The sequence below is a fragment of the Wenyingzhuangia aestuarii genome (genome assembly GCF_011927765.1).
Classification (GTDB): Bacteria; Bacteroidota; Bacteroidia; order Flavobacteriales; family Flavobacteriaceae; genus Wenyingzhuangia; species Wenyingzhuangia aestuarii.
Genome location: NZ_JAATJG010000001.1, coordinates 180,632 through 204,810, shown reverse-complemented (window position 1 = coordinate 204,810; position 24,179 = coordinate 180,632). Strand labels below are relative to the sequence as shown.

The 24,179-nt window shown below is 32.1% G+C and carries 26 protein-coding genes and 1 tRNA gene; 1 reads left to right on the top strand and 26 read right to left on the bottom strand.

Annotated features, from left to right (window positions below):
• Positions 1–5 precede the first annotated feature (5 nt).
• The 3 genes from GGR97_RS15350 to GGR97_RS00855 all read right to left on the bottom strand — a co-directional run bounded on the left by GGR97_RS15350 (position 6) and on the right by GGR97_RS00855 (position 1,729).
• Complete coding sequence (locus tag GGR97_RS15350; protein WP_167896528.1) at positions 6–554, bottom strand: DUF4331 family protein; 549 nt, start codon at positions 552–554, stop codon at positions 6–8.
• A gap of 19 nt (positions 555–573) precedes the next feature.
• Complete coding sequence (locus GGR97_RS15345) at positions 574–1,239, bottom strand: DUF4331 family protein (protein ID WP_167896527.1); 666 nt, start codon at positions 1,237–1,239, stop codon at positions 574–576.
• Between the two features lie 157 nt (positions 1,240–1,396).
• Positions 1,397–1,729, bottom strand: a complete 333-nt coding sequence (locus GGR97_RS00855; protein ID WP_167896526.1) for an MGMT family protein — start codon at positions 1,727–1,729, stop codon at positions 1,397–1,399.
• A gap of 45 nt (positions 1,730–1,774) precedes the next feature.
• On the opposite strand from GGR97_RS00855, the gene GGR97_RS00850 reads away from it, so the two are divergent.
• Positions 1,775–2,602: a hypothetical protein gene (locus tag GGR97_RS00850; RefSeq protein ID WP_167896525.1), complete on the top strand. Its 828-nt coding sequence runs from the start codon at positions 1,775–1,777 to the stop codon at positions 2,600–2,602.
• 31 nt (positions 2,603–2,633) lie between these two features.
• On the opposite strand, the gene trmB is transcribed toward GGR97_RS00850, so the two are convergent.
• The 23 genes from trmB to folB all read right to left on the bottom strand — a co-directional run bounded on the left by trmB (position 2,634) and on the right by folB (position 24,176).
• A complete protein-coding gene (gene trmB, locus GGR97_RS00845; RefSeq protein WP_167896524.1) occupies positions 2,634–3,305 on the bottom strand; it encodes a tRNA (guanosine(46)-N7)-methyltransferase TrmB in 672 nt (223 codons plus the stop codon).
• A 9-nt stretch (positions 3,306–3,314) separates the two neighbouring features.
• Positions 3,315–3,524, bottom strand: a complete 210-nt coding sequence (locus tag GGR97_RS00840) for a DUF6341 family protein (RefSeq protein ID WP_167896523.1) — start codon at positions 3,522–3,524, stop codon at positions 3,315–3,317.
• Positions 3,525–3,599: 75 nt separating this feature from the next.
• A complete protein-coding gene (locus GGR97_RS00835) occupies positions 3,600–4,325 on the bottom strand; it encodes a metallophosphoesterase family protein (protein ID WP_167896522.1) in 726 nt (241 codons plus the stop codon).
• A gap of 89 nt (positions 4,326–4,414) precedes the next feature.
• Positions 4,415–5,275, bottom strand: coding sequence for an ATP synthase F1 subunit gamma (gene atpG / locus GGR97_RS00830; RefSeq protein WP_167896521.1), 861 nt, complete (start codon positions 5,273–5,275; stop codon positions 4,415–4,417).
• A gap of 111 nt (positions 5,276–5,386) precedes the next feature.
• Entirely contained in the window at positions 5,387–6,961 is a 1,575-nt protein-coding gene (gene atpA / locus GGR97_RS00825) for a F0F1 ATP synthase subunit alpha (protein ID WP_167896520.1), read from the bottom strand.
• 25 nt (positions 6,962–6,986) lie between these two features.
• Positions 6,987–7,541, bottom strand: coding sequence for an ATP synthase F1 subunit delta (gene atpH, locus GGR97_RS00820; protein WP_167896519.1), 555 nt, complete (start codon positions 7,539–7,541; stop codon positions 6,987–6,989).
• A gap of 8 nt (positions 7,542–7,549) precedes the next feature.
• Positions 7,550–8,050, bottom strand: a complete 501-nt coding sequence (locus GGR97_RS00815) for a F0F1 ATP synthase subunit B (protein WP_167896518.1) — start codon at positions 8,048–8,050, stop codon at positions 7,550–7,552.
• A gap of 95 nt (positions 8,051–8,145) precedes the next feature.
• On the bottom strand, positions 8,146–8,340 hold the full coding sequence (locus tag GGR97_RS00810; RefSeq protein WP_167896517.1) for an ATP synthase F0 subunit C: 195 nt from the start codon (positions 8,338–8,340) through the stop codon (positions 8,146–8,148).
• Between the two features lie 39 nt (positions 8,341–8,379).
• Positions 8,380–9,546, bottom strand: a complete 1,167-nt coding sequence (gene atpB / locus GGR97_RS00805; RefSeq protein WP_245229423.1) for a F0F1 ATP synthase subunit A — start codon at positions 9,544–9,546, stop codon at positions 8,380–8,382.
• 101 nt (positions 9,547–9,647) lie between these two features.
• On the bottom strand, positions 9,648–10,061 hold the full coding sequence (locus tag GGR97_RS00800) for a DUF6168 family protein (RefSeq protein ID WP_167896516.1): 414 nt from the start codon (positions 10,059–10,061) through the stop codon (positions 9,648–9,650).
• Between the two features lie 5 nt (positions 10,062–10,066).
• The gene (locus GGR97_RS15415; protein ID WP_394352672.1) at positions 10,067–10,213 is read right to left on the bottom strand and encodes a hypothetical protein; all 147 of its coding nucleotides are present in this window, start codon (positions 10,211–10,213) and stop codon (positions 10,067–10,069) included.
• A gap of 34 nt (positions 10,214–10,247) precedes the next feature.
• The gene (locus GGR97_RS00790) at positions 10,248–10,694 is read right to left on the bottom strand and encodes a bactofilin family protein (protein ID WP_167896514.1); all 447 of its coding nucleotides are present in this window, start codon (positions 10,692–10,694) and stop codon (positions 10,248–10,250) included.
• Between the two features lie 30 nt (positions 10,695–10,724).
• Positions 10,725–12,872 carry a type IX secretion system periplasmic lipoprotein PorW/SprE gene (porW, locus tag GGR97_RS00785; RefSeq protein WP_167896513.1) on the bottom strand — a complete coding sequence of 716 codons (2,148 nt, stop codon included), beginning with the start codon at positions 12,870–12,872 and terminating at the stop codon, positions 10,725–10,727.
• Positions 12,873–12,943: 71 nt separating this feature from the next.
• A complete protein-coding gene (locus tag GGR97_RS00780; protein WP_167896512.1) occupies positions 12,944–13,897 on the bottom strand; it encodes an NAD(P)H-dependent flavin oxidoreductase in 954 nt (317 codons plus the stop codon).
• Between the two features lie 51 nt (positions 13,898–13,948).
• Positions 13,949–15,775, bottom strand: a complete 1,827-nt coding sequence (locus GGR97_RS00775; RefSeq protein WP_167896511.1) for a M1 family metallopeptidase — start codon at positions 15,773–15,775, stop codon at positions 13,949–13,951.
• Between the two features lie 61 nt (positions 15,776–15,836).
• Positions 15,837–17,495, bottom strand: coding sequence for a S8 family peptidase (locus GGR97_RS00770; RefSeq protein ID WP_167896510.1), 1,659 nt, complete (start codon positions 17,493–17,495; stop codon positions 15,837–15,839).
• Positions 17,492–18,355: an MBL fold metallo-hydrolase gene (locus GGR97_RS00765; protein ID WP_167896509.1), complete on the bottom strand. Its 864-nt coding sequence runs from the start codon at positions 18,353–18,355 to the stop codon at positions 17,492–17,494. The genes GGR97_RS00770 and GGR97_RS00765 overlap by 4 nt, the downstream gene beginning before the upstream one ends.
• 86 nt (positions 18,356–18,441) lie before the next feature.
• Positions 18,442–20,163 (bottom strand): sugar phosphorylase, encoded by a 1,722-nt coding sequence (locus GGR97_RS00760; protein ID WP_167896508.1) that lies wholly within the window; start codon positions 20,161–20,163, stop codon positions 18,442–18,444.
• Positions 20,163–21,374, bottom strand: coding sequence for a glycosyltransferase family protein (locus tag GGR97_RS00755; RefSeq protein WP_167896507.1), 1,212 nt, complete (start codon positions 21,372–21,374; stop codon positions 20,163–20,165). The genes GGR97_RS00760 and GGR97_RS00755 overlap by 1 nt, the downstream gene beginning before the upstream one ends.
• A gap of 1 nt (position 21,375) precedes the next feature.
• Positions 21,376–22,533: a glycerate kinase type-2 family protein gene (locus GGR97_RS00750; RefSeq protein ID WP_167896506.1), complete on the bottom strand. Its 1,158-nt coding sequence runs from the start codon at positions 22,531–22,533 to the stop codon at positions 21,376–21,378.
• Positions 22,526–23,320: an HAD-IIB family hydrolase gene (locus GGR97_RS00745; RefSeq protein ID WP_167896505.1), complete on the bottom strand. Its 795-nt coding sequence runs from the start codon at positions 23,318–23,320 to the stop codon at positions 22,526–22,528. The genes GGR97_RS00750 and GGR97_RS00745 overlap by 8 nt, the downstream gene beginning before the upstream one ends.
• A gap of 356 nt (positions 23,321–23,676) precedes the next feature.
• Positions 23,677–23,750, bottom strand: a tRNA-Cys gene (locus tag GGR97_RS00740).
• A 69-nt stretch (positions 23,751–23,819) separates the two neighbouring features.
• Positions 23,820–24,176 carry a dihydroneopterin aldolase gene (folB, locus tag GGR97_RS00735; RefSeq protein WP_167896504.1) on the bottom strand — a complete coding sequence of 119 codons (357 nt, stop codon included), beginning with the start codon at positions 24,174–24,176 and terminating at the stop codon, positions 23,820–23,822.
• Positions 24,177–24,179: the final 3 nt, after the last annotated feature.

The window sequence follows — 24,179 nt, the reverse complement described above, 5'->3', positions numbered from 1 at the left end:
CTTTTTTACCAAGGAGATGCCAAGTATGGGAATTCTGATAAAAATTCTTTATCGTTTGCATCTACATGATCATCAGACAATGTTGGATTTTCAGAAAAATCTTCACCACCAAAAATCAATAATAACTCTGTAGTAATCACATCATCTGTTAAAGCTCTACCTGTTAACAAATTGGTTCCATCGTAAAAAGTAGTGGTTCCATCTAAAGAAACATTTAAAACATCTGTTGCTAATAAATTGGTAAAAGCTGTTGCATCTTGACCAAGTGCATTGGTGTCTGTAGACTCATTAAAAGCAGGGCTTAATGCTTCTAAATTTGTTTTAAACATTGCAGAAAAAACGGCACCTTGCTCTGAAGGAATAGTGGTATTAAAGGCATCTTTACTTGCTGACGACACAAACACAGTATTTACAGCTGGTCTACCCATTTGATCTTCTAAAGCAAATACTGCTTTTGTTTCTATTTCCATATTGTTGTTATCGTCATTAGAACAGTTAAAAGAAACTGCTGCTATTAGTAACATACATCCTATAGTTGTTATTTTACGTATCATAATCTTTAGTTTTTAAATGTTATTGTTTTCTTTTTGTAGTTACCCAAGTGTTGATAGTTCCTGTACCACCAATCATAGTTTTTGGCACTTCTACTACTACAGATAATACGTTGGTACCAGCAAAAGTATCTGTTCCTGGGTTGTCAAAAGCTGTTGCCTCTCCAGCAATAATCTCACTATACTTTGCAAAATCCATAAAGAAAGGATCATCTCTTAAACCTGCAAAAGCTTTTACTCCTGAAACTAAACTAGTATTAACTGTTGCTTCAATTTGAGTGGTTCCATAAGCTGTTATAGCTACACTACTTTTAAACTTAGCATCTAACATAGTACTGTTAACTCCTGTTTCATTTGGAACGGCAGGTCCGTAAATCTCCATATTATCTCCGTTAGGAATGGCCTGAATTACATAGTCCTCAATGTTATCATTGTTGGTATCAATGTTAAACTCAATCATAACATTTTTGTCAAATTTTGCAGAGGATGAATTTTCTGGACTAATTAATCCTTGCACATTGGCTACAAAAACTAAATTGCTTGAATTAGCTCCTTCAAAAGCATAAAAATCTGTAATGTCGCTTGTACCCCCTTTTACGTCTGGAGCATCAATATGGTCTGCCGCTATAATTGCTCCAGACACCAAAGCTATAGTTGCTAGCCCTAATAAAATTTTACTTGTCTTCATAATTGTATTTTTTAGTTATTAAAACGTTTACACAAGTATGTACGAGAGAAAGTTCTATGCGGTTTTAAAAAAGTTTTATTTTTTAAACAAAAAACAAAAAAAACCTCATAAACAATTGTCTATGAGGTTTTTGAGAGTTAAAGATTTATGTTATTTTTTAAAGTTCTTTACATGGATTCCAGTAGATTTCTTTAAAATTTTGAACCTGATGTTCTTTTACAAGCACTCCTTCACTTTCTAAAAGTTGTTGCATCAAATTGGTCCCTTCAAAATGATGTTTACCACTTAACATTCCTATTCTATTCACAACTCTATGCGCAGGAATAGACAAATCTCCGTGCGCAGCATTCATAGCCCAACCTACCACTCTAGCAGATGATTTTGCTCCTAAATACTCCGCAATAGCTCCATAAGAGGTTACTCTTCCTTCTGGAATTAACCTAGCTACTCGATGTACTTTTTTAAAAAAATCTTGTTTATCTGTTTTCAAAATAATGTTTTGGTATGCTTTGTGTTTTGGTCATTATAAAAATACATGAAAAAGATTACTCCTTATCTCCTTTGCCTATTTTCCTTAACTGTTTTTTCTCAAAAATTAGAAAAATCTAAAACTCATTTAAAAAAGAAAGACCTAAACATTGAAGTAAACAGTAGTAGTAGTTCTGTTTATGAAGAAGATGATGATAGTTCTTTTGGAGAAGTTTTATTTGTTGACCTTGTAGCAAAACCTATTATTTTTTTAGCCAAAGTTGTTACTCTTGAATTGTTTATAGAATCTTATTTAGAAAAAGATGGAAAGCATCCTTATATGGAATTAACTCCACACCCTTACTTAGATAATCTTGTAGGTGATTATACTTATAATTCCACAACTTATAAACCTATAAGGCTAGACATCTCCAATCAATTAGTTTTTGATGCACAAAACATTATGGGTAATAACTTAAATGCTAAATTTCGTTTTTTACAACGTGGAAGTATAGAATACAATCAGCTTTATTTATATGAATCTATAAAAGGAAAAACTTCTCAACTCTTTTTACACGATATTACAGCTAATTACTACAGAATAAGAACCAACTCTTTTAGTTTACATTATGGTTTGGGTGCTAGCTATGTACATTCCAGCGTAAACAAAGCTTACTTTACTTACAAAATGGGCTTTCAATACTTTTTTAAAATCCCTTTAAGCTTAGAAGTAGAACACAGAGGAACTCTCATTACAAATGATGGGGTCTATCAAACAAATTTAGGTGTAAATTATTATTATAAAAACTATGCGCTAAAAGCAGGAATCCAATTTTATGATATTGGAAATGTGAATTACCAAATGTTTGCTTTTGGAGGAAAAGTATATTTATAAAAAAAGCTCATTAGTACTAATGAGCTTTTTTTTAATATTTTAATTTGAACTGAAGATAAGTAATTGCCTTACCTTTTTCTAAATATTGACTTTCGTAATACGTTTGTACTTCGGTTACTTCTTTTGGAGCACCTTCTTGTCTGTACACATCGTGATTGGCATAAACAACCTCTTGACCTTGTCCGTGTAACAAACCAATGGTATAACCATGCATAAACTCACTGTCCGTTTTTAAATGCATAATTCCATCTGCATTTAAAACTTTATGATATCTTCTTAAGAAAGCATCACCTGTCATACGGTGTTTGGTACGCTTATATTTTATTTGAGGGTCTGGAAAAGTAATCCAAATTTCGCTTACTTCGTTTTCAGCAAAAATAAAATCAACCAATTCTATTTGAGTACGAATAAAAGCTACATTTGGTAAATTATCTTCTATAGCTGTTTTAGCTCCTCTCCAAAAACGAGCTCCTTTAATATCTATACCAATATAGTTTACGTCTGGATTTCTTTTAGCCAAAGCAACAGTATACTCTCCTTTACCACAACCTAATTCTAATACAATAGGATTGTTGTTTTTAAAGAATGTATTCCATTTACCTTGGTATTTAAAACCAGATACAACTTCTTCTCTAGTTGGCTGTATTACATTGTCAAACGTTTCATTTTCATTAAAACGTTTTAACTTATTTTTACTTCCCAATCTAGTTTCTTATTTTGATGAATCTTCTGTATTTGTATCTTTAAACTTTTTAGATTCTTTCATCCAGTAAGCAAAGTACACTAAAGCTACAATTACAAACACAAAGTTTAAGGCATTAGATCCCCACCAAGAACCGCTAAAGCGTAACGCTTTAAAAGGTGCAAATAAACCGTTTGTAAATAAATCATCAATAGTGTTAAAGATGTTTAATGCTGTCATAATAGTTAAATTTTTATTAGCCTTGCAAAAGTAGTAAAAGTAATCAGATTATAAATCTGAAATTCTTATTTTATATTAATTTCTCCCTTTTTCGTTTGGGTATAATGTTGGTAAAGCATCACTTTGCCAAAATTCTTTAGTTTCTATATCCATAATAGTTAAAGCATTTGTAAAAGCTGCACCTGTATCTACATTCCAAACACTAGAAGCACAAAAAGGTTTATCTCTATTTATTTTTGACAATGGAGTATGACCAATATATATTTCTGAATAAATTTTTAATCGTTGAGGATAAAATTCATCATTTAAATCTAACTTTCTAGAAGCTAAAGCAGTTTCCCATAAAGAACGATCCCAGTAAAACATTTTGGTAAAATGTTCTTGATCGATTCCGTTTACATTGGTAAAACCTGCATGTAAAAACAATCTGTTCTTTGAGTCTAAATAATAGTTTTCTAGATTTTGTAAAAAATGAGCATGAATTTGAACAAAGTTATACGGTCTGTCTTTATAAGAATCTAAAGTGGCTTGTCCTCCATGTAGTAACCAATTAGGATTGCTTTTTCCGTTGGCAATCCAATCGTAAAAAAGTTCATCGTGATTCCCTCTTAAAAACACACAATTGTGCGATGATTTAAGACTTATTAATTTATTAATAACTTCAAAAGACTGACTCCAACCGTCTACATAATCGCCTAAAAAAATAAGTGTATCATTTGTGGTTACACTTGCTCTTTCTAAAACTTGTTCTAAAGCTTTAAAACCTCCATGTATATCTCCTATTACTAGTGTTCTTTCCATGTCTTAAAATTAAAGTTTAAATATAGTCATAACGCACAAAAAAACCGATAACATAATGTTATCGGTTTTTTAAATTATATTTCTTAGAATTAGTTATTCAAAGCCTCTGCTCCACCAACAATTTCTAAAATTTCTCCAGTAATTGCAGCCTGACGAGCTTTGTTATAAGTTAACAACAATCCATCTCTTAAGTCTTTAGCGTTATCTGTTGCTTTGTGCATAGCAGTCATACGAGCACCATGTTCAGCAGCAAAAGAATCTCTAATTGCTTTGTATAATTGAGTCTTTAAAGACTTAGGTATTAACGCTTCTACAATTTCCGCTTTTGTAGGTTCAAAAATATAATCAGCAGATACATTTCCTTCTACCTCAATTGGTTCAATTGGTAAGAATTGCTCTAATGTAGCTATTTGAGTAGCTGCATTTTTAAACACATTGTATATAATTTCAATTTTATCAAAATCTCCACTAGCATACAACTCCATTAACTCTTCAGCAATAACAGTTGTATTGTTAAAAGTTAATTCATTAAAAATATTTACATCATTTTTAACAACTTTGTATTTTTTAGCTAAAATGTCATTTGCTTTTTTACCAATAGTATATAAAGAAATATCTTTACCTTGATATTTTTCAGCAATAACCTGTTCTGTCTTTTTAATAATTGACGTGTTAAAACCACCACATAAACCTCTGTTAGACGAAACTACAACCAATAAAACTTTAGAAACTTCTCTTTGCTCAGCGTAAACACCACTTGCATCAGCATCTAATGTAGCACTTAAGTTTTGCAATAACTCAGTTAATTTGTTAGCATAAGGTCGCATTGCAGTAATAGCGTCCTGTGCTTTTTTTAACTTTGCAGCAGATACTAACTTCATTGCGCTCGTAATTTTCATTGTAGAGCCAATAGAAGTAATTCTGTTTCTAATTTCTTTTAAGTTTGCCATTCTTTTATCGTATTTAGTAATTAATAAGATCTTTTATATTCTTATTAAAAACATATAAAACAACTTAGTTCAGAGTAAGTTATTTACTCTGAACTAAGTACTTATTACTTTTTAGTATTTAGCTGAAACTTCAGCAGCTACAGCCTCTAAAACATCTAAAGAAGATTGCTCTAATTTACCTGATTTTAAAGAATCTAACACGTCTCTGTGCTTAGCGTTTAAGTACTGAATATAGTCTGCTTCAAACTCTTTAACTTTATTTACCGGTACTTTTCTTAATAAGTTTTTAGTACCTGCATAAATAACTGCTACTTGGTCTTCTACAGTATAAGGATCATTTTGTGCTTGTTTTAAAAGCTCTACGTTACGTTGTCCTTTTTCAATTACAGATAAAGTAGCTGAATCTAAATCAGAACCAAACTTAGCAAATGCTTCTAATTCACGATATTGAGCTTGATCTAATTTTAAAGTACCTGATACTTTTTTCATAGATTTAATCTGTGCGTTACCTCCTACACGTGATACAGAAATACCAACGTTAATTGCAGGACGAACTCCAGAGTTAAATAAATCTCCATCTAAGAAGATTTGCCCATCAGTAATAGAAATTACGTTTGTTGGAATATATGCAGAAACATCTCCAGCTTGCGTTTCAATAATAGGCAATGCTGTAATAGAACCTCCTCCTTTAATTTTACCAACTAATGAAGTTGGTACATCATTCATTTGTTGAGCAATAGCATCATTGTTGATTACTTTTGCTGCACGCTCTAATAATCTAGAGTGTAAGTAGAAAACATCCCCAGGGTATGCCTCACGTCCTGGTGGTCTTCTTAATAATAAAGATACCTCACGGTAAGCAACTGCTTGTTTAGATAAATCATCATAAACAATTAAAGCTGGTCTACCAGTATCACGGAAATACTCACCAATTGCAGCACCTGCAAATGGAGCATATACCTGCATTGGAGCAGGATCAGATGCATTAGCAGCAACTACAGTAGTATATGCTAAAGCTCCTTTTTCTTCTAATAAGTTTACAATTAAAGCAACTGTAGAAGCTTTTTGTCCAATAGCAACATAAATACAATAAACTGGCTCACCAGCATCGTAAAATTCCTTTTGGTTTAAGATTGTATCTAAAGCAACAGTAGATTTACCAGTTTGACGGTCACCAATAATTAACTCACGTTGTCCACGTCCAACAGGAATCATGGCATCAATAGATTTAATACCCGTTTGTAATGGTTCAGTAACAGGCTCACGGAAAATAACCCCAGGAGCTTTACGCTCTAATGGCATTTCAAATGTTTCACCAGCAATAGGACCTTTACCGTCGATAGGATTCCCTAAAGTATCAACTACACGACCTACAATTCCTTCACCTACATTAATAGATGCAATTTTTTCAGTTCTTTTTACTGTAGAACCTTCTTGTACTTGAGAAGAAGAACCCAATAATACAACTCCTGCATTGTCCTCTTCCAAGTTCAATACAATTCCTTGTAATCCTGATTCGAATTCAACTAATTCTCCATACTGCACATTTGCTAATCCGTATACACGTGCAATACCATCTCCAATTTGTAATACAGTACCAACTTCATTTAAAGAACCTTTTGCTTCAAAATTAGTTAGCTGCTCTTGTAAAATTGCTGATACTTCAGCTGGTTTTATTGCTGCCATCTTTATTTATTATTTGATGTAATTTTTAAATTTTTGCTTCGTAGTGACTATCGTCAAAACTTCTTTCTAATTCTCTTAAGCTTTTTGCTATACTAGCATCGTACTGAATATCTCCAACTCTTAAAATAAATCCTCCAATAATGTCTGGATTTACCTCATTAGATAATTTAGTTTCGTGACCAGTTAATTCTTTTACTTTAGCAATAACTTGTGCTTCTAATGCTGCTGTTAAAGGAACAGCTGTAGTTACTATAGCAACTTCAATAGATTTTAAGTGGTCATAAATAATTTGATAATCACTTGCTACTGTTTCTAAAACGTTTAATCGTTTGTTGTTCGCTAAAAGCTTAATTAATCCTAAAGAGTAATTGTTAACTTGACTCCCAAAAATAGCTTCTAAAGCTTTCACTTTATCACTTACTTTTATAATAGGACTCTTTAACAACACCTTTAAATCACTACTTCCCTGAATGGTAGCCTCAATCAATTGCATATCTGTATATACAGCTGATTCACTATTATCAGTTTTAGCAAGATTTAAGATCGCTTTTGCGTAACGTATTGCTGCTCTTGTACTCATTCTTTATATTAGTTTAAAGTAACTTCTTTTAAAGATTTCTCTACCAACTCTAATTGGCTTTTTTCAGAAGCTAATTCACTCTTGATAACTTTCTTAGCAATATTGATAGAAATTCCTGCAATCTGAGATTTTAACTCAGCAACCGCCGCTTGTTTTTCTATTTCAATAGCTTGTTTTGCATTAGAGATAATAATACCTGCTTGCTCATTTGCTTCATCTTTAGCATCCGTAACAATCTTATCTTTAATTTCACGAGCTTCTTTTAACATAGTGTCTCTTTCTGCTCTAGCCTCTTTTAAGATTCTTTCATTATCAGCATTTAACGCTTGTAATTCTTTCTTAGCATTTTCTGCAGCTTCTAAAGCACTTGAAATACCTTCTTCTCTTTCATTTAAAGCTTCTAAAATAGGTTTCCATGCAAACTTACGCATTAAAACAATTAAGATAACAAATATAATTGCTACCCAGAAAAATAGACCAAATGAAAAATCGTTAATTAACTTATCCATCTATGTAAAATTTAATATAGTTCGTTTTATATTCTTTGTTTAAAAATACTATCTGTAACCAACCGTTACAGATAGTATTTAATTTTTCTTAGTGATTATTTTCCTAAGATTAAAGCACCGAATGCTAAACCTTCTAATAATGCACCAATAATAATCATTGCAGTTTGAATCTTGTTAGCTGCTTCTGGTTGACGTGCGATAGCGTCCATTGCTGAACCACCAATCTTACCTAAACCTAAACCTGCTCCAATAACGATTAAACCTGCTCCTACTAATCCTGGGATTGCCATAATAATTGATTTATATATAATTAAACAAAAAATTTCTTCTTAATGATGATCGTGTTCTTCTACTGCCATACCAATAAACAATGATGATAACATTGTAAAGATATATGCTTGTAAGAAAGCAACCAATATTTCGATAACATTGATAAATAACGTTAATAATAACGATACTCCAATACTACCACCTGTACCCAACATTGCTTTACCTGTGTAAATCAATGCTATTAATCCCATTACAACGGTGTGACCTGCTGTAATGTTTGCAAACAAACGAATTAATAATGAGAAAGGTTTTGTAAACATACCTAAAACCTCAATAGGCATTAAAACTATTTTCATTGGAACCGGTACACCTGGCATCCAAAAAATATGTTTCCAATAATCTTTGTTTCCGCTAAATTGAACAATAAAGAAAGTAAACAATGCTAAACAAACTGTAACAGCAATGTTTCCTGTAACGTTAATTCCTAATGGAGTTAATCCTAATAAGTTAGTTATCCAAATAAAGAAAAACACTGTTAATAAGAACCCCATAAACTTACGGTACTTCTTTTCACCAATATTAGGTCTTGCAATCTCGTCTCTAACAAAAACTACTAATGGTTCTAACACTCTAGAAATACCTGTAGGAATTGGTCCTTTTTTATAGTTGTTTGCTAAACTAACAAACAATAAAAGCATAATGATTGAGATTACTAAAATAGATAATACATTTTTTGTAATAGAAATATCTAAAGGATGTACATGATGACCATGCTCATCTTCTAATAAGTTACCCTCAGCATCTGAGTTGTAAATTTTTCCGTGATGTAAAACGTAATGAGATCCATTTTTAGACACTACAGCTTCACCGTGGTGAAATTCTGAAGACATAAAAACTTTTAATCCATTATCTACCAAAATAACTGGTAATGGAAATCCGTAATGATGACCTGTTTTTTCGTCAGAGAAAAAAGTAAAGTCATGCGAATCGGCTAAGTGATGTTGTGAATAAGCAGTAATCTCCTCAGGAGTACTAATTCCATCATTTGCTCCACTTGCGTGAGAATTATGAGTTGAAGAAGCATGTTCTACATCATGATTTTCATGCTGTACAGCTTCAGTTTGGTGCGCATCTACAGAATGCTGATCATCGTTTGCCTGACTTGTAAACGTTGTTAATGTTAACATTAACACCACTAAAAACTTTAAGTTCAATTTTACTATCATTCTCTCGTGAATAAGGATTGTTTCAAAATTTGTGCAAATGTAAACAATAATTTAAAATATCTATGAGTTTTCAACATTGTTTTACACAAAATTCAAAAACTTTAATCCTTTTTAAAATTTTTAGCTAAATCGCTTATTTTTAACAACTTTACTATAAATATTTGCTCCATTACCAAATTCAATCCAAACGGAACAAATAAAGCGATTGCATCTTGTGTAATTACGTCTCCAAATTTATTCGTCGGATTTAAAACAAAGTACAAAACAAGCATCTTTACAACACTTAATCCTAGAAAAATAAAACCTATCTGACTTTCATATTTCTTATTTAACAATAATACACTAAAACACACTAAAATAGATAGTGTTGCATTCACTATATAAGAAAGAGGTAAATCTATTACTGAAATTACTTTATCTAATAAACTATCGGTTCCTAAGTAGCTGTGTAGTAAAAAAGCAAAAAGGTTTACCAATATTACAATGGCTAAACCTTTGGTATGATTCTTAATCATTAAAATTATTCGTTATTAAGTTTATTTAATTGCCTCATTAAATTCATCACAAAAATAACAAGAGCGGCTATTATGAACAAAAGAGTTGCCCACTGTTTCTCAAACTGAAAATAAGTATCTATAACATTCCCTAATTTAGAGGCTATATACATCATTACTCCAAGTTGCACTCCTATTCCGGAAAACCTAAGAAACTTCCGAAACGTTGTGTTCTCTTTCTTTTGACTCTTTTGATTGTTCAATTGTTGATGGATTTAATTCTTTTATAGTACTTAACATTCTACAATTGGCATTAAAAACGGCTCCAGGTTCTACTGTTAAACTTTCCATATAAATATCACCCGCTACTTTAGCTGATGGTTTTAAACACAAAGAATTTTTAACTTCTAAATGACCTTCAAAAAAACCTTCTATATCTGCATTTACACATTTTACTTTTCCGTAAACTTTTCCATCAGGACCAATAATCACTTTTCCTGTTGTGGTTAAATCTCCTTCTACAGTACCGTCAATTCTAAAATCTCCTTGTGATGTAATGCTTCCTTTAAAAACAGATTTCTTTGAAATTCTATTTCTTTCCATCGTTAAATTCTCTTGCATGTTTTGCGCTTTCTTTTTATCTGAACCAAACATATATTCTCCTATTTATTCTTTCAAAGTTAGTTAATTCTTATTTAACAACTGTTTAGCCTTTGTAGCCTCTTCAGAATTAGGATATCTAAACGAAATATCTTTTAATTCTTTTTCAAAAGCTTCCTTACCTTCTAACCTTGCTGCTATATACGCATTTAGCAATGCATATTTTGGAGCCAAACTGGTTTCTCCATATTTTAAAATAGCCTCAGCTATTTCTTCTTTAGCTGCATCAATAGAATTTATTTTATACAATTCATAAATAGTTTCATAACAAGTTATATAAGCATCTTCCTCTTCGTCAACTGTTATTACTCCATTTTGATTGTTCACTAATTTTGTAAATGATGAATTTGGATATTCTTCTGATAATTTTTGTCTATACAAATTAGCTTTTTCCAAATCATCAGAATCCTTATATATTTTGTACAATCTATAATAAGCCCCTATTTTTAAATCGTCTTTAGGATCAAAAGAAATCATCTTTTCTAACTTTTCAACGGCTAATTCTTTTTCTGCAAGCTGATTGTAATAAGCATTTCCTAACTCGTAGTAATTTAAGTTTCTACTTTTTGCAACGCTATCTAAAAACTTAGGATCTCTATTAATAGTATTTGTGTAAAATGTTACATTGTATTTGTTATCTCCATCAGCTTTCTCTTCATCTGTAGATTCTGGCTGCACATTTACAGAATTAGACGTTCCTAAAGATTTAGCATACCAATTTTCTCTTTTAGAAGACAATTTCCACAAATCTTTAAATTCTTTTTTTCCTTTTACTCTTTGGCTATTGTTATAAAAGTACCAATCGGTTTTATCTTCAAAACCAATTTTATTTTGTGCTGCCAACAACCTTAATTCTTTTAATCTAGCTTGCTTTTCTTGCGCTCTTATTTTAGCAATGTGATTTTCAAAAAAAGTAATCAAATCTACTTTATTCATTCTAGCAATTTTCAACAAACTATCATTTACAGTAGCTTCTTTTTGAGTATTGACAATTTTTTCTAAACTATTAGATTTTCTTTTTATTCTAATAACTCTTCTTGATTTTTTGTTTTTTGCTACGTTAATTAAGGTATCATAATAAGATTTTGCTTGCTCATACATTTTTAAATCATAAGACAAATCTCCTAACTTTTCGTAAGACAGCACTTTCTGATTCACATCACTTTTAGCACTTTGCACAGATTCTGTAAAAAATTGTCTTGCCAATGTAGTAGAATCCGAAGCCTGATAAATTAGTCCTTTTTCATACAAAAGCGCACCAATATATTGTCGGTTTTTAGTTACTCCTATTAAATGATTTACATTTTCTAAAAACTCTTGAGTTGTATAATCTTCTAAGTGATTGTTTATTTTTTCTAATTGAGCTTGAACCTTAAATTTATACAATCCATTTTTTGTACTAATCACCTTATCAAAAGCAAGGTCAGATTCTTTAATCATTCCTTTTTTTCTATACACCTGTCCTAATACAAATGCAACTCTAGATGCGGTAGTTCCTTTATCCAAAGCAGCTAAAGCAGCCTCTAAATGCGTAGCAATTTGATCTAAACTATCAGGTGTTTTTTGATAAGCCATTACCACTCCAACCTCAGCTTGCTGTCTAATTTTAGCAGACAACCTAGAAGATGTTAACAATCTTTTAAGAGCTCTTTTACCAAATTCTATATTGTCTAAATGAATATTTGCCTTGGCTCTCCAAACTACAGTTTCATAAATTAAACTAGCACTTGGATAATTTTTAATGATGTATTCAAAAGATTCTAAAGCAGGACCAAATCTTTTTGTGTAATATCTAGATTTTGCAAGCAACAAATAAGCTTCATCTATTTGAGGATTCTTTTCCTCACCTCCAATTAACATAGAATGCTTTTGAATGGCTTTTACCGCTTTTTCTTCGGCTCTTTCAAAATCAGATTGTCCTATAGGTTTTGCATCTCCATCTACTTCCTGATCTGCATAAAAACTAAAAGGTTCTATAGGTAGAATTTCGTTAAAATCGTCTTGATAGGTGTTTTCTACTTTTTCTAACCCTTTTTCAAAAGCTAGTTTTCCATTGTAAACCACATTGTATTTGGTAACCAAAGCATGATATTGTCTATTAACAAATTTATCTTTACGGGTACTACAAGCCAATAAAAGAAATGCAGATATGTATAAAAAATAGTGCTTCACAAAAGTTTAAGTCTAAAAATGGGGTTTGTTAACAAGACAAATATAACGTTCTAATAGCAAAGGGATTGTGCTTACAGAATAAATCTATCTATAATTTTGGACATGGGTTCAATTTTATGGGTATGTTCAATACTTGGACCAGCTACCCATACATTCTTATAAGTTACTTCTTTTGCAGAGCTAACAACATCTTGAGTCCCTTTTATATATCGTAATAATTTAATCCACTTTTTTAAAAAACGATACCTATGTAATTTTTTTTCCAACCAAGTTTCATCTAATCCTACCTTTTGAACATACGGTGTATTGATGACCGTACAAGGTGTTCCAGATATTTTTTTGGTCATTACAATATCTTTAGCACCATAAGAAACACAAGCATTTTTATAAGCTTCTGAAACTTGAGATTCTTCCGATGCAATAAACGGACTTCCTATAGAAGCACCTGCCGCTCCAACAGCCAACACATGGTCTAAGTCTTGTTTAGAACCAATTCCTCCAGCAGAAATTATTGGCAAATTGGTGTTTTCTACCAATTCCTTAATTAAATCCTCTGGCCCAAACTCTCCTCTATGTCCACCTGCTTTGTTATTAACCGCAATTAAAGCATCACAACCCAAAGCCTCTGCTTTTCTGGCATGATCTAGATTAACTACATCGCAAAAAACTTTAATTTTAGCTCTTCTAGCTTTTACAATCACCTCTCTAGGACTTCCTAAAGAAGTAATAATAAAATCGACCCCTTCATCACAACAAGCCTTTAACTGATCTCTATACTTTAAGTTAGATGGATTTACAATAATATTAATTCCAAAAGCTCCGTTAGGGGGCTTATGAGCTTTCATTTCTCTAATAGCCTCTTTTAACTCACTAATTTTTCTATAATTTAAAGCAGGAATACACCCTGCTCCTCCTTTTTGCATGGCTGCAATACCCATAGCTGTATTAGATACCAAAAACATAGGTGCTACCAAAAAAGGTAAATCTATCTTTAAAATTTCTTGTAATGTTTTTGATTGAGGCATTTATTTATTTCTAATGAAAGTTTAAGTTACTCTTTTTTTAGTTGATGAATGTTATTTTTGACTCCAAACATTGTTTTCTACATTTACATCTGCCATTCGATGATTTTTATCTATCTCTATCTTCTTAATAGATTTAGTTGCTGTAAAACTATAAGTAGGTTTTATCCAAGACCAATCTCTTAAAACAGTGGCTTTTTGTTTTTTCTCACCTCTCATAATATCCAAAGGAATATAAAACTCTTCTTGACTATCATCTGTATAAGTAATTGTTAACTCTATAGGCATTGGCATTTTACCTTTTCTATGAAGGGTAATTGTATTGGTTAACGGGGCAAATACTTCATAATCTATAGTTGCTGTAGTTTCTATCCAAAAATTTAAATACCAATCTAACTCCATTCCTGAATTTTTTTCAGCAATTCTGATAAAATCTTCTGGTTTAGGATGTTTAAAACTAAACTCTTTAAAATAATTTCTCAACGTATTCTTAAGCGCTTCTTTTCCTATTACATATTCTAATTGATGCAAAAACAAAGCTCCTTTATTGTAAGAAGAAACTCCATAACCATAATTGTAGTCAAAAGCATCTCCATGAGTAGTTAGCGGTTGTTCTATTCCGTAAGAAACCAATTTGGCATAACTAGCGTACATTTTTTTAAAGGCATCTTTTTCATCGTTAAATAACAAATTTTCTATTACAGTAGAAATGTAAGTTGTAAAACCTTCATCTAACCAAGCATGTTTGGTTTCGTTACTTGCCAACAAAAACTGAAACCAGCTATGAGCCAATTCATGCGCTACCACTCCCACCAAACTTCTATACTCTCTATCTCCTGTAATTAAGGTACACATAGCATACTCCATTCCTCCATCACCTCCTTGTACAACAGTATATTGTTTATATGGATAAGCCCCTACTTGTTCTTTATAAAAAGAAAACAACTCATCCATTACTTTAGGTAGTTTTTCCCAAGATTCTTTTTTAGCCTCTGATAGTGACTTTTTATATAAAAAATGTACTTCTGGTCCGTTAGCTACTTTGTGTTTTAAGTGTTTATAGTCTGCATCGGCAGCCCAAGAAAAATCGTGTACATTGGGAGCTTTAAATTCCCAAGTAATTTTTCCATCAACTACTTTTTGTTTTAATTTTTTAGCTGAATCTTCATAACCGTGCCCAACTTCATTAGGATTTTGCAAATATCCAGAACCCCCAATAGTATATGCTTTATCAATTGTAATATCTATTTCATAATCTCCCCAGTCTGCATAAAACTCAGCTCCTAAATACGGATTTGCATGCCAACCTTCATCGTCATAAGCTGCTAGTTTAGGATACCATTGAGTCATAGACAAAGCCACTCCTTCTTTATTATTCCTTCCCGATCTTCTTACCTGTAACGGAACCTGCCCCTCAAACTTCATTTTTAAACGAGTTTTACGTCCAGATTTTAAAGGCTTTGCTAATTCAACTTCCAAAATAGTCCCTTCTACATGATAATCTAGAGCTTTTCCTCCTTGTGTTAAACTAATCACCTTTAAATACCCTTGCTCTTCTGGAGTTAATAAAGAAATTCTACTCTTATTAACAGGTGCTTCTTCTGTACCAACATTTACCATTACTCTATGATCTGGATCTTTCATGTTTTGGATTTTTACATCCATTGCACTACCAGGCTGAAAAGCATTATTGTACAAATGATAATACACCTTAGTTAAAGTTTCAGGTGAATTATTTTTATAGGTTATTTCTTGATTTCCTTTGTATTGATAGGTCGTTACATCCATATCAATACTCATTTTGTAATCTGTTTTTTGTTGCCAATATTGAGCATTTGCACTAAAAGACAACAGTCCTAAGAATAATAGTATTTTGTTCATAATCTTTTAAATAAAAATACCAGCCCATAACAGGCTGGTACATCATTATTAAACTTTAAATTTATTTTTTCTTGCTTACAATAGCTGCTGCCATTTTTACAGCATTGTATGCATTTACCATTCTACCACTTCTAGAAATTTCTGATAGTTTTACTTTTTTACCTTCTCCTCCTGGCAATAAAACTTCTAAATCTACCAAAGTTCCAGAATTCATAATAATATGCTTTACCTGACTTGCAGATAATTCTGGATAATAAGAACGAATTAACGCAGCAACACCAGCTGTAGCAGGAGAAGCCATAGAGGTTCCACTTAATTTTTGATATTTATTTCCAGGAACTGTGTTGTAAATATCATGACCCGGAGCAAAAACATCTACACTTTTTTTACCGTAATTGGTAAAATCTGCCAATAATTTTTCATTATAAAAACGCGTTGCTGCACCTACTGTTAAAAAGTTATCTGATATTTCTTCAGCATCATCTACATCTTTAGGATAGCTTGGTTTGTCATCAATATTCTGAGCATCGTTACCTGCTGCATTTACAATTAACACATCTTTTTTAGCTGCATATTTAATAGCATCGTATACCCATTCAGCATTAGGAGAGTATCCTTTTCCAAAACTTGTATTGATAACTTTGGCTCCATTATCTACAGCATATCTAATTCCTAAAGCTACATCTTTATCATATTCATCTCCGTTTGGCACTACTCTTACTGCCATTAACAAAGCATTTTCTGCTACTCCGGCAACTCCTAAATTATTATTTCTATCTGCTAAAATAATTCCAGAAACATGTGTTCCGTGAATTTCATCATCTGCTTGATCTTTTACATTGTTATCTCCATACACTTTTGTTTTCATAGAGTACGCATCATCATTTAACGCTGCTCTTCCATCAAACTCTAAGTTATAATACGTATTTACTTTAGAAGTGTAGTATTCAACAGCAGGTTCTAATTGCTCTATTTGCTCTTCTATAGTACTTCCGCTTTCTAAAATTCTGATAGCAATTTCTTTTTTAGAATTCACAAAATCAAACTTAGATGTAGCAGCTTTAACATCTTCTAAAGTATAGTCTTTTTTACCCGTTAAGTTTTGCATAGCAACATCGGTATCTTTTAACATACCTTGATACTGCATATATTGCTCTTGTCCTTTTTTAGCTTCTTCTAAATTGTTTTTATAATCTTCTTCTAAAGCTTTAAAGGCCAAATAATCTTCGGTATCTTTTTTCTTAATATCTACCGATGTTTTTCCTTCGTACTTTGGTTTTAAGGTTCTATATAATCTTGTAATCTCTAAAGTTTCATCATAGGTTGGCCCTAAAAAATTCCATCCATGAACATCATCAATAAATCCATTTTTGTCATCATCTTTACCGTTTCCTGCAATCTCTTTTTTGTTTACCCAAATTTTACTTTTTAAATCTTCGTGAGTAATATCAGAACCAGAATCTGTAACAGCTACAATAACAGGAACAGATTTTTTTCCTTGTAAAAACTCATAGGCTTTTGCCAAACTCATTCCCGGAATAGAGTCTGTAGCTAAGTCTGAATGTGACCAAGTATTTATATCTTCTTCTGCAAAAACTTTTTTAGCAGGAATATGAATAGTGGTGCTCTTTCCTTCTGGAATAGCAATGTTATGAATAGAACTACAACTAACTACAAATGCCCCTAAGGCTACAACGGCTGTGTATTTTGTTAATTTCATGAATTAAATATTTCTTTAAATGTAAATGTTTCTTTTAATCTTATTCCTTTTTCTGTTTGATGCACTGTACATATTTCGTGATGCGCATCGTGCTGCATAAACAACAAGTATTCGTTATCTGCAGCTTCTTTTAAAAACAATTCTTTTTCCGATAATGTTAACAAAGGTCTTGTATCAAAACTCATTACATACGGCAAAGGAACGTGAGCCACTGTTGGCAATAAATCTGCCATAAAAACAAGTGTTTTTCCTTTGTACTTAATAATCGGAATCATTTGTTTCTCCGTGTGTCCATCAGCATAAAATATGCCAAACCCTAACTCAGATTCTTTAGATTTTTTTTCACCATTCAATCCTACAAACTTTAACTGTCCACTTTCCTGAATTGGTAATATGTTTTCTGATAGAAAAGAAGCTTTTTCTCTAGCATTGGGTTCTACAGCCCATTGCCAGTGATTGGCATTAGACCAAAAGGTAGCGTTCTTAAAAGAAGGTTCTAAAATAGTTCTGTCTTTATTCCACTGAATAGCTCCACCTACATGATCAAAATGTAAGTGTGTTAAAAAAACATCGGTAATATCATCTCTATGAAAACCGTGTTTTGCCAAAGAAGTATCTAAAGTATAATCTCCCCAAGGAGTGTAGTAACTAAAAAACTTGTCGCTTTGTTTGTTTCCTAAACCGGTGTCTATTAAAATTAATCGACCTCCATCTTCTATCAACAGACATCGCATACCAATATCTATTTTATTGGTTGCATCTGCAGGATTGGTTCTTTGCCAAATGGCTTTGGGCACTACTCCAAACATAGCCCCACCATCTAATTTAAAGTTTCCTGCTTCTATCGGGTATAAAGTCATTCCAAATCAATTTTAAGATTAAAGATATAAAATGACTTTAGAACCGAATGTTATTTTCTAAAAATATACTTAAAAACGTTTATTTACTACAATTTTCCTTTTAACCACATCATTTGAAAAGGTTTTAAAGTAATGGTTGAGTTTGTTAATTCTGTAGAATTTGGAGCTAAAATATCCGTTAAGGGAAATGCTATGGTTCCAGGCAACTCACAAGTAACAGCAGTCTCAGAAAAATTATGTACTGCCACTATTCTTTCTTTTTGATGTATACAATGTTGGTCTACTGCAAAAAGTGAAGTTCCTAAATCTAAAAACTCAAATTTTCCAAAAGGATTAAATGCAGGTTCATTTATACGGGTATCTATTAATTCTTTGTAATTTTCTAACATTTTTTTAGCCAAAGTTCCTTCTGTTTCTAATTCTTTTTCTAGCCAATCTATATGGTATTTTTCTCTATTAATGGTTCTATTTACCCCTGAATGCTTTACCCCATCGTGATAATTTCTTGACCCTACCAAAGAATGGAAATAAACTCCGGGAACTCCCGGCATTGCCAATACTGTGGCTTGTGCTAAAAACATTCTTTTGTAACGAACCTCATCATCTTCATCCGGATGTGTTAAAGCATCTATATAACTACAGTTTAATTCATATGGACTTTGTGTTCCATCAGCATCGGTTTTATAAGAAACCAAGCCTCCGTGTTCTTTCACTCTTTTTCCTATGTACTGAACCTCATCATCTGTTAAAACTCCTTTTACAGGTCTTAACCCAATTCCATCGTGACTTGCTGTAAAATTAAAAAAGCATACTTTGTCACTAGGTAAGGTTAATGTCTTAGCCCATTTTGTTAACGTTTTGGTATTCTGATTCAAAATAGAATGCACCAATAAAGGTGGCAAAGCAAAATTGTAAACCATTTGAGCTTCATCATCACCACTTCCAAAATAAGATACATTTTCGTGATGTGGTACGTTGGTTTCTGTAATAATAATTACTTCCGGAGCTACTTCATGCAACACTTCTCGCATTAGTTGAATTAGCTCATGTGTTTGTTCTAAGTGAACACATTCGGTTCCTATTTCTTTCCAAATAAATGCAATAGCATCTAATCTAATTAAAGTTGCTCCTTTTTCTACATAATAAAAAAGTGCATCTAATACATTTCTTAAAACTCGGTGACTTTTGTAATTTAAATCTACCTGATCTTTACTAAAGGTAGTCCATACATGTCTGGTTTTTCCGTTGCTATCTACAAATTCACTTAACAACGGTAAAGCTCTTGGTCTTACCACTTTACTTAAGTCTAAGGTAGGATCTACTTCTGTAAAAAAATCTTGAAAATAAGGATCTCCTGCCAAGAAAGCTTTGAACCAATCTGAAAATTGAGATATATGATTGATGACCCCATCTACCATTAATCTATATTCTCCACTAATTTGTTCTATTTCTCTCCAAGAACCCATTTTAGGATCTACGGCTCCGTAGTTTACTACCGAAAATCCATCATCAGAAGAATAAGGATAAAAAGGTAAAATATGTACTGAATTTATAATCCCCTTTAAATGCTTATCCATAAAGCCTTTTAAAGTTTGTAAAGATGGTTCGTAATCTTTATTTACCTGATCTCCGTAGGTAATTAAAATCACATCTTTTTCACTTAACTGATAGTCTTTTGATTGTATTCTAGATTTGTATTTAAAAATTAAATCAATGATACTATCTACAGCTCTATCTGCAACTTCAGGTGAATATAATTTATGCAGTCTTTTGTTAATTGTGTGGTTTTTGTCTGAAATATGCTTCATTATTCATTGTCTTTTTTAACGTAGTTTACAAATTTTTCTGAAAAATCTGGCATTACAGATCTCACCGTAATCCAAGATGATAAAGAATGAGTACCCATTGGATCTTCATAAAACTCATGAGAGGCTTCTTCTATAGCATTCTGAAAAGCTTCTACCGCCTTTATTTCTTTTTCTCTAGTATACTCTAATGCATTTAGTTTACTTAGGGCATTGTATTTAGAAATTTCAAATCGGGATTCTTGAAAATAAGTAGCTAACAGCGTTTTAAAAGAAGCTTCTGAAAACACAACTCCCTCTTGTGCCAAGACTCTAAACAAGGTTTTGGCAATATCTTTAGACATTTTATAAATTCCGGAACCAGAAGCCTGATCTCCCAAATCTTGATGTTTGTGCTCGTAGGTCTCCATAATTTCTGTTTGACAAATTCTTTTGTTAGAAGTGTTTTTATACACTTCACTTAACGTAGAAACTTCTAACCCCCAAGTAGGAGAAATTCCAATACCTCTTGCCAACGATCTTACAAAAGAAAACTCTCCAGATAATGAATATCTAAAACTCCCCATATAATCTAAATACTTACTTTCTCCGTACACTTTAGCCAAAGAGTTTACCAAAGGTGTGTATAATAAACGGGTAGCTCTACCATGTAATTTATTGGTTACTCTGGAATAAAATCCTTTGTTAAATTCAAAATCTAAAGCTGGGTGTACTATAGGGTAAAATAATCTTGCAGGAATTTCTCTACTGTAATTTACAATATCACAATCGTGCAAAGCAAAAGCATAAGCATCTTTATCTCCCAATGCATACCCAATCATGGTCCAAACATTTCTTCCTTTTCCTGGCGTTTGTAAACCCGGAAAACCTTCGGCAGTAAGATCTGCATACAACTCTTGTATTCTAGGTCCATCATTCCACAAAACATCTACCTGACAAGGCAATACAGACATTAATTTTTTAACTTCTTCAAACTGCTCTTCTGTAGCCTGGTCTAATCCTAAAATAATTTTATAAAGATATTTTACATGTTTTAACTCCTCTATAATTTTGTGCATTGCAGGAGTTTCAAATTCAGAATACAAGGCAGGCAACATTAACAACATTCCTCTTCGCTTGCTAAAACCTTCTAACTCACTTTCTAAATCTTCTAATGTTCTATCTCCTAAATTCTGAAGTGTTGTAATTACACCATTCTGAAAAAAATCTGCCATACTATCTTTTATTTTTTACGATTATTATAAAATCCATCACATTTGTACCCGAAATTCCCGTTACAAAATCATCTCCTATTTTTTTAAAAAACGTATTGCTATCACTGTTTTTTAAATAGGCTTGTGGATCTAATTTTTTATTCTTTATTTTTTCATAACTATTAATATCTATATAAGCACCTGTTGCTTCAGACCTTCCGTCAATACCATCGCTACCCGCACTTAGAATACTAATATTTTCTGTTACACAATCTGTTAACAACAGTCTTAGAGCCAACTCCTGATTTCTACCTCCATAACCATTACCCGACACAACCGTTGTAGTTTCTCCACCAAACAACAAGCAAAAACTATTGTATTGTTTGTCATATTCTTTGATTTTATCACTAATAAATAACGTTGCGTTTTCTGAATCTGTTTCCAAAGTTGTAGTTACAATATCTGCAATCTCAACCTTAGAACTCATATACATTTTTGCCTCTTGCAAAGCAATTTCATTATTTCCTATAATGTGATGAGGAAATTTTCCATTATTCATAGGTGCCGAACCAATGGTGTGTAAATCATCTCCAATAACATCACTCAACACCAAAACTTCTCCTTTGGCTTTTATATGATTGGCTAACTTACCTCCTTTTATTTGTGAGATTGATTTTCTTACTGTGTTTAATGCTTTGATATCTATTCCAGAAGTTAATAAAGCTGATGATATTTTGGTGAAATCATCTAATGTTAATCCTTCAATTGGTTTTTCTATCATGGCCGAAGCCCCTCCAGACAACAAAAACACAAACACATCGTTTTCTGTTAACTGCTGAACTCCTTCTACTAATAATTCTGCTGCTTTTATACTTTTATCGGACACCAAAGGATGTGTAGATGTAAAATGCTTTGCATATTGTAAATCTCCCGTAGATGTAGAAATTACAACACCTCCAGAAATTTTATCTTTTAAAATAACTTCACACTCCTTAGCCATATCAAAAGCGGCTTTTCCTGCACCAAACACAAAAAAGCGTGTATCTTGTTTTAGCACATAATCGTTCTCTACTATAGTGATGATATTTTCATCTACAGATATATTGTCTTTTATTAAAGACGTAGCTTTTACTTTGTGTAAAGCTTTAAAGTAAATTTTTTCTAATTCTGATTTATACATTTTTCATAACCATTTCGTTCCAACCTTTAGCTCCTTTAAAGCTCGATTTTTGCAATTTTGAGTTTGATAAACCCACATATTCTCCCTCGTGATTTTGAATGGCAATAGGCACATTTACACTATTTAACAAGGGCACATCGTTTTGTCCATCTCCTAATCCGATAGATTTCACTTCTTCATGATACATTTTTTCAAAAATTGCCACACATTTTTCTACCGCTTTTCCTTTATCTTGATTTTCACCTATCAAGTGATAAAATCGTCCTCCTTTGGTAATTTTTAAATGATGCTTACTCGCTAATTTTTCTAACTCCTCTATTTGCAAATCATTTTCCAACACAAAAGGCTCTGTAAAATTTCGCTGTTTAGATGTTTTTGCATTTTCTATAGATAAACCTGTCAGTTCCATTACCTTTTCATCTGTCATATCGCTAAAACCTAACATTCCAAACTCTTCTTTATAGGTATTGTAAAACTCTAAAACCTGATGATACGGAACTCCTAATTGTACTATGTAATAAGATTCAAACACGTCTAAAAAAGAAAAATCAAAACCTTTATAATTTTTCGGAATAAAAAGAGCCGCACCGTTTTCTACAATAAAAGGTTCTTTAACACCTACTTTTTGCTGTAACTGTTCAACTTCTATTTTGGTTTTACTTGTGGTAAATATTAGAGGTATTTCTTTTTTAAAAACCTGCTCTAAAGCCACTGCAGATGCAGCAAACGAATAATCGTTATGGTTTAAAAAAGTTCCGTCTAAATCTGTAAATATAACTGTCTTCATAGTTGATGTTCAAAATAATATACAAGGAGTAACGCGTTTTAAAAACCAAACTGATATTCCTTTTAGAAATCAAAAATTGCTTTTTGATTTGACTTAAAGTATAAAACTAAGACATTATTAAACAAATTGACCTGCTAAAAAACAGGTGTTGTAATGAGATTTGTGTAGTACGGATAGCTCTTAATTTTGAGCTGAAAAGAAAAGCACACCGTAGAAAATAGAGGAAAAATAAAAAACCATTACTAAAAAGTGATGGATTACTTTGGAGGTGCTTAGTATCCCAAAGCTTTGGAAGAACCACTGTAATTAAATAGAATTTCATAAAAAAACCCATCACTAAAAGTGATGGGTTACTTTGGAGGTGTCTAGCGGATTCGAACCGCTGTACATGGTTTTGCAGACCATTGCCTAGCCGCTCGGCCAAAACACCATTGAGCGTGCAAATTTATATAATTTTGTACATTGTACAATACACTTTCATACTTTTTTTCAAAAATTCTTATCTTTTTTTAGTCATTTCAATCGTTACAGCCTCTACATCTCCTCCAATAGGTGGATTTAATTTAGATAAAGCCACCGTAGCTTCTTCTATTAAAGAAATTTCTTTTAACAACCTTACCAACACTCTTTCTACCACATGCTCTAACAGTTCCGAACGTTGCAATACTTCTTCTTCTACAATTTTGTTAATATGAACATAATCTACCGTGTCTGCTAATTTGTCTGAAATTGCTGATTTGTTTAAATCTGCTTTTACAGCTACATCTACACGATAGTGAGAACCTATTTTAGCTTCTTCTTCTAAACATCCGTGATTGCTGTATATTCTAATATTCTGAACTCTAATAATTCCCATATC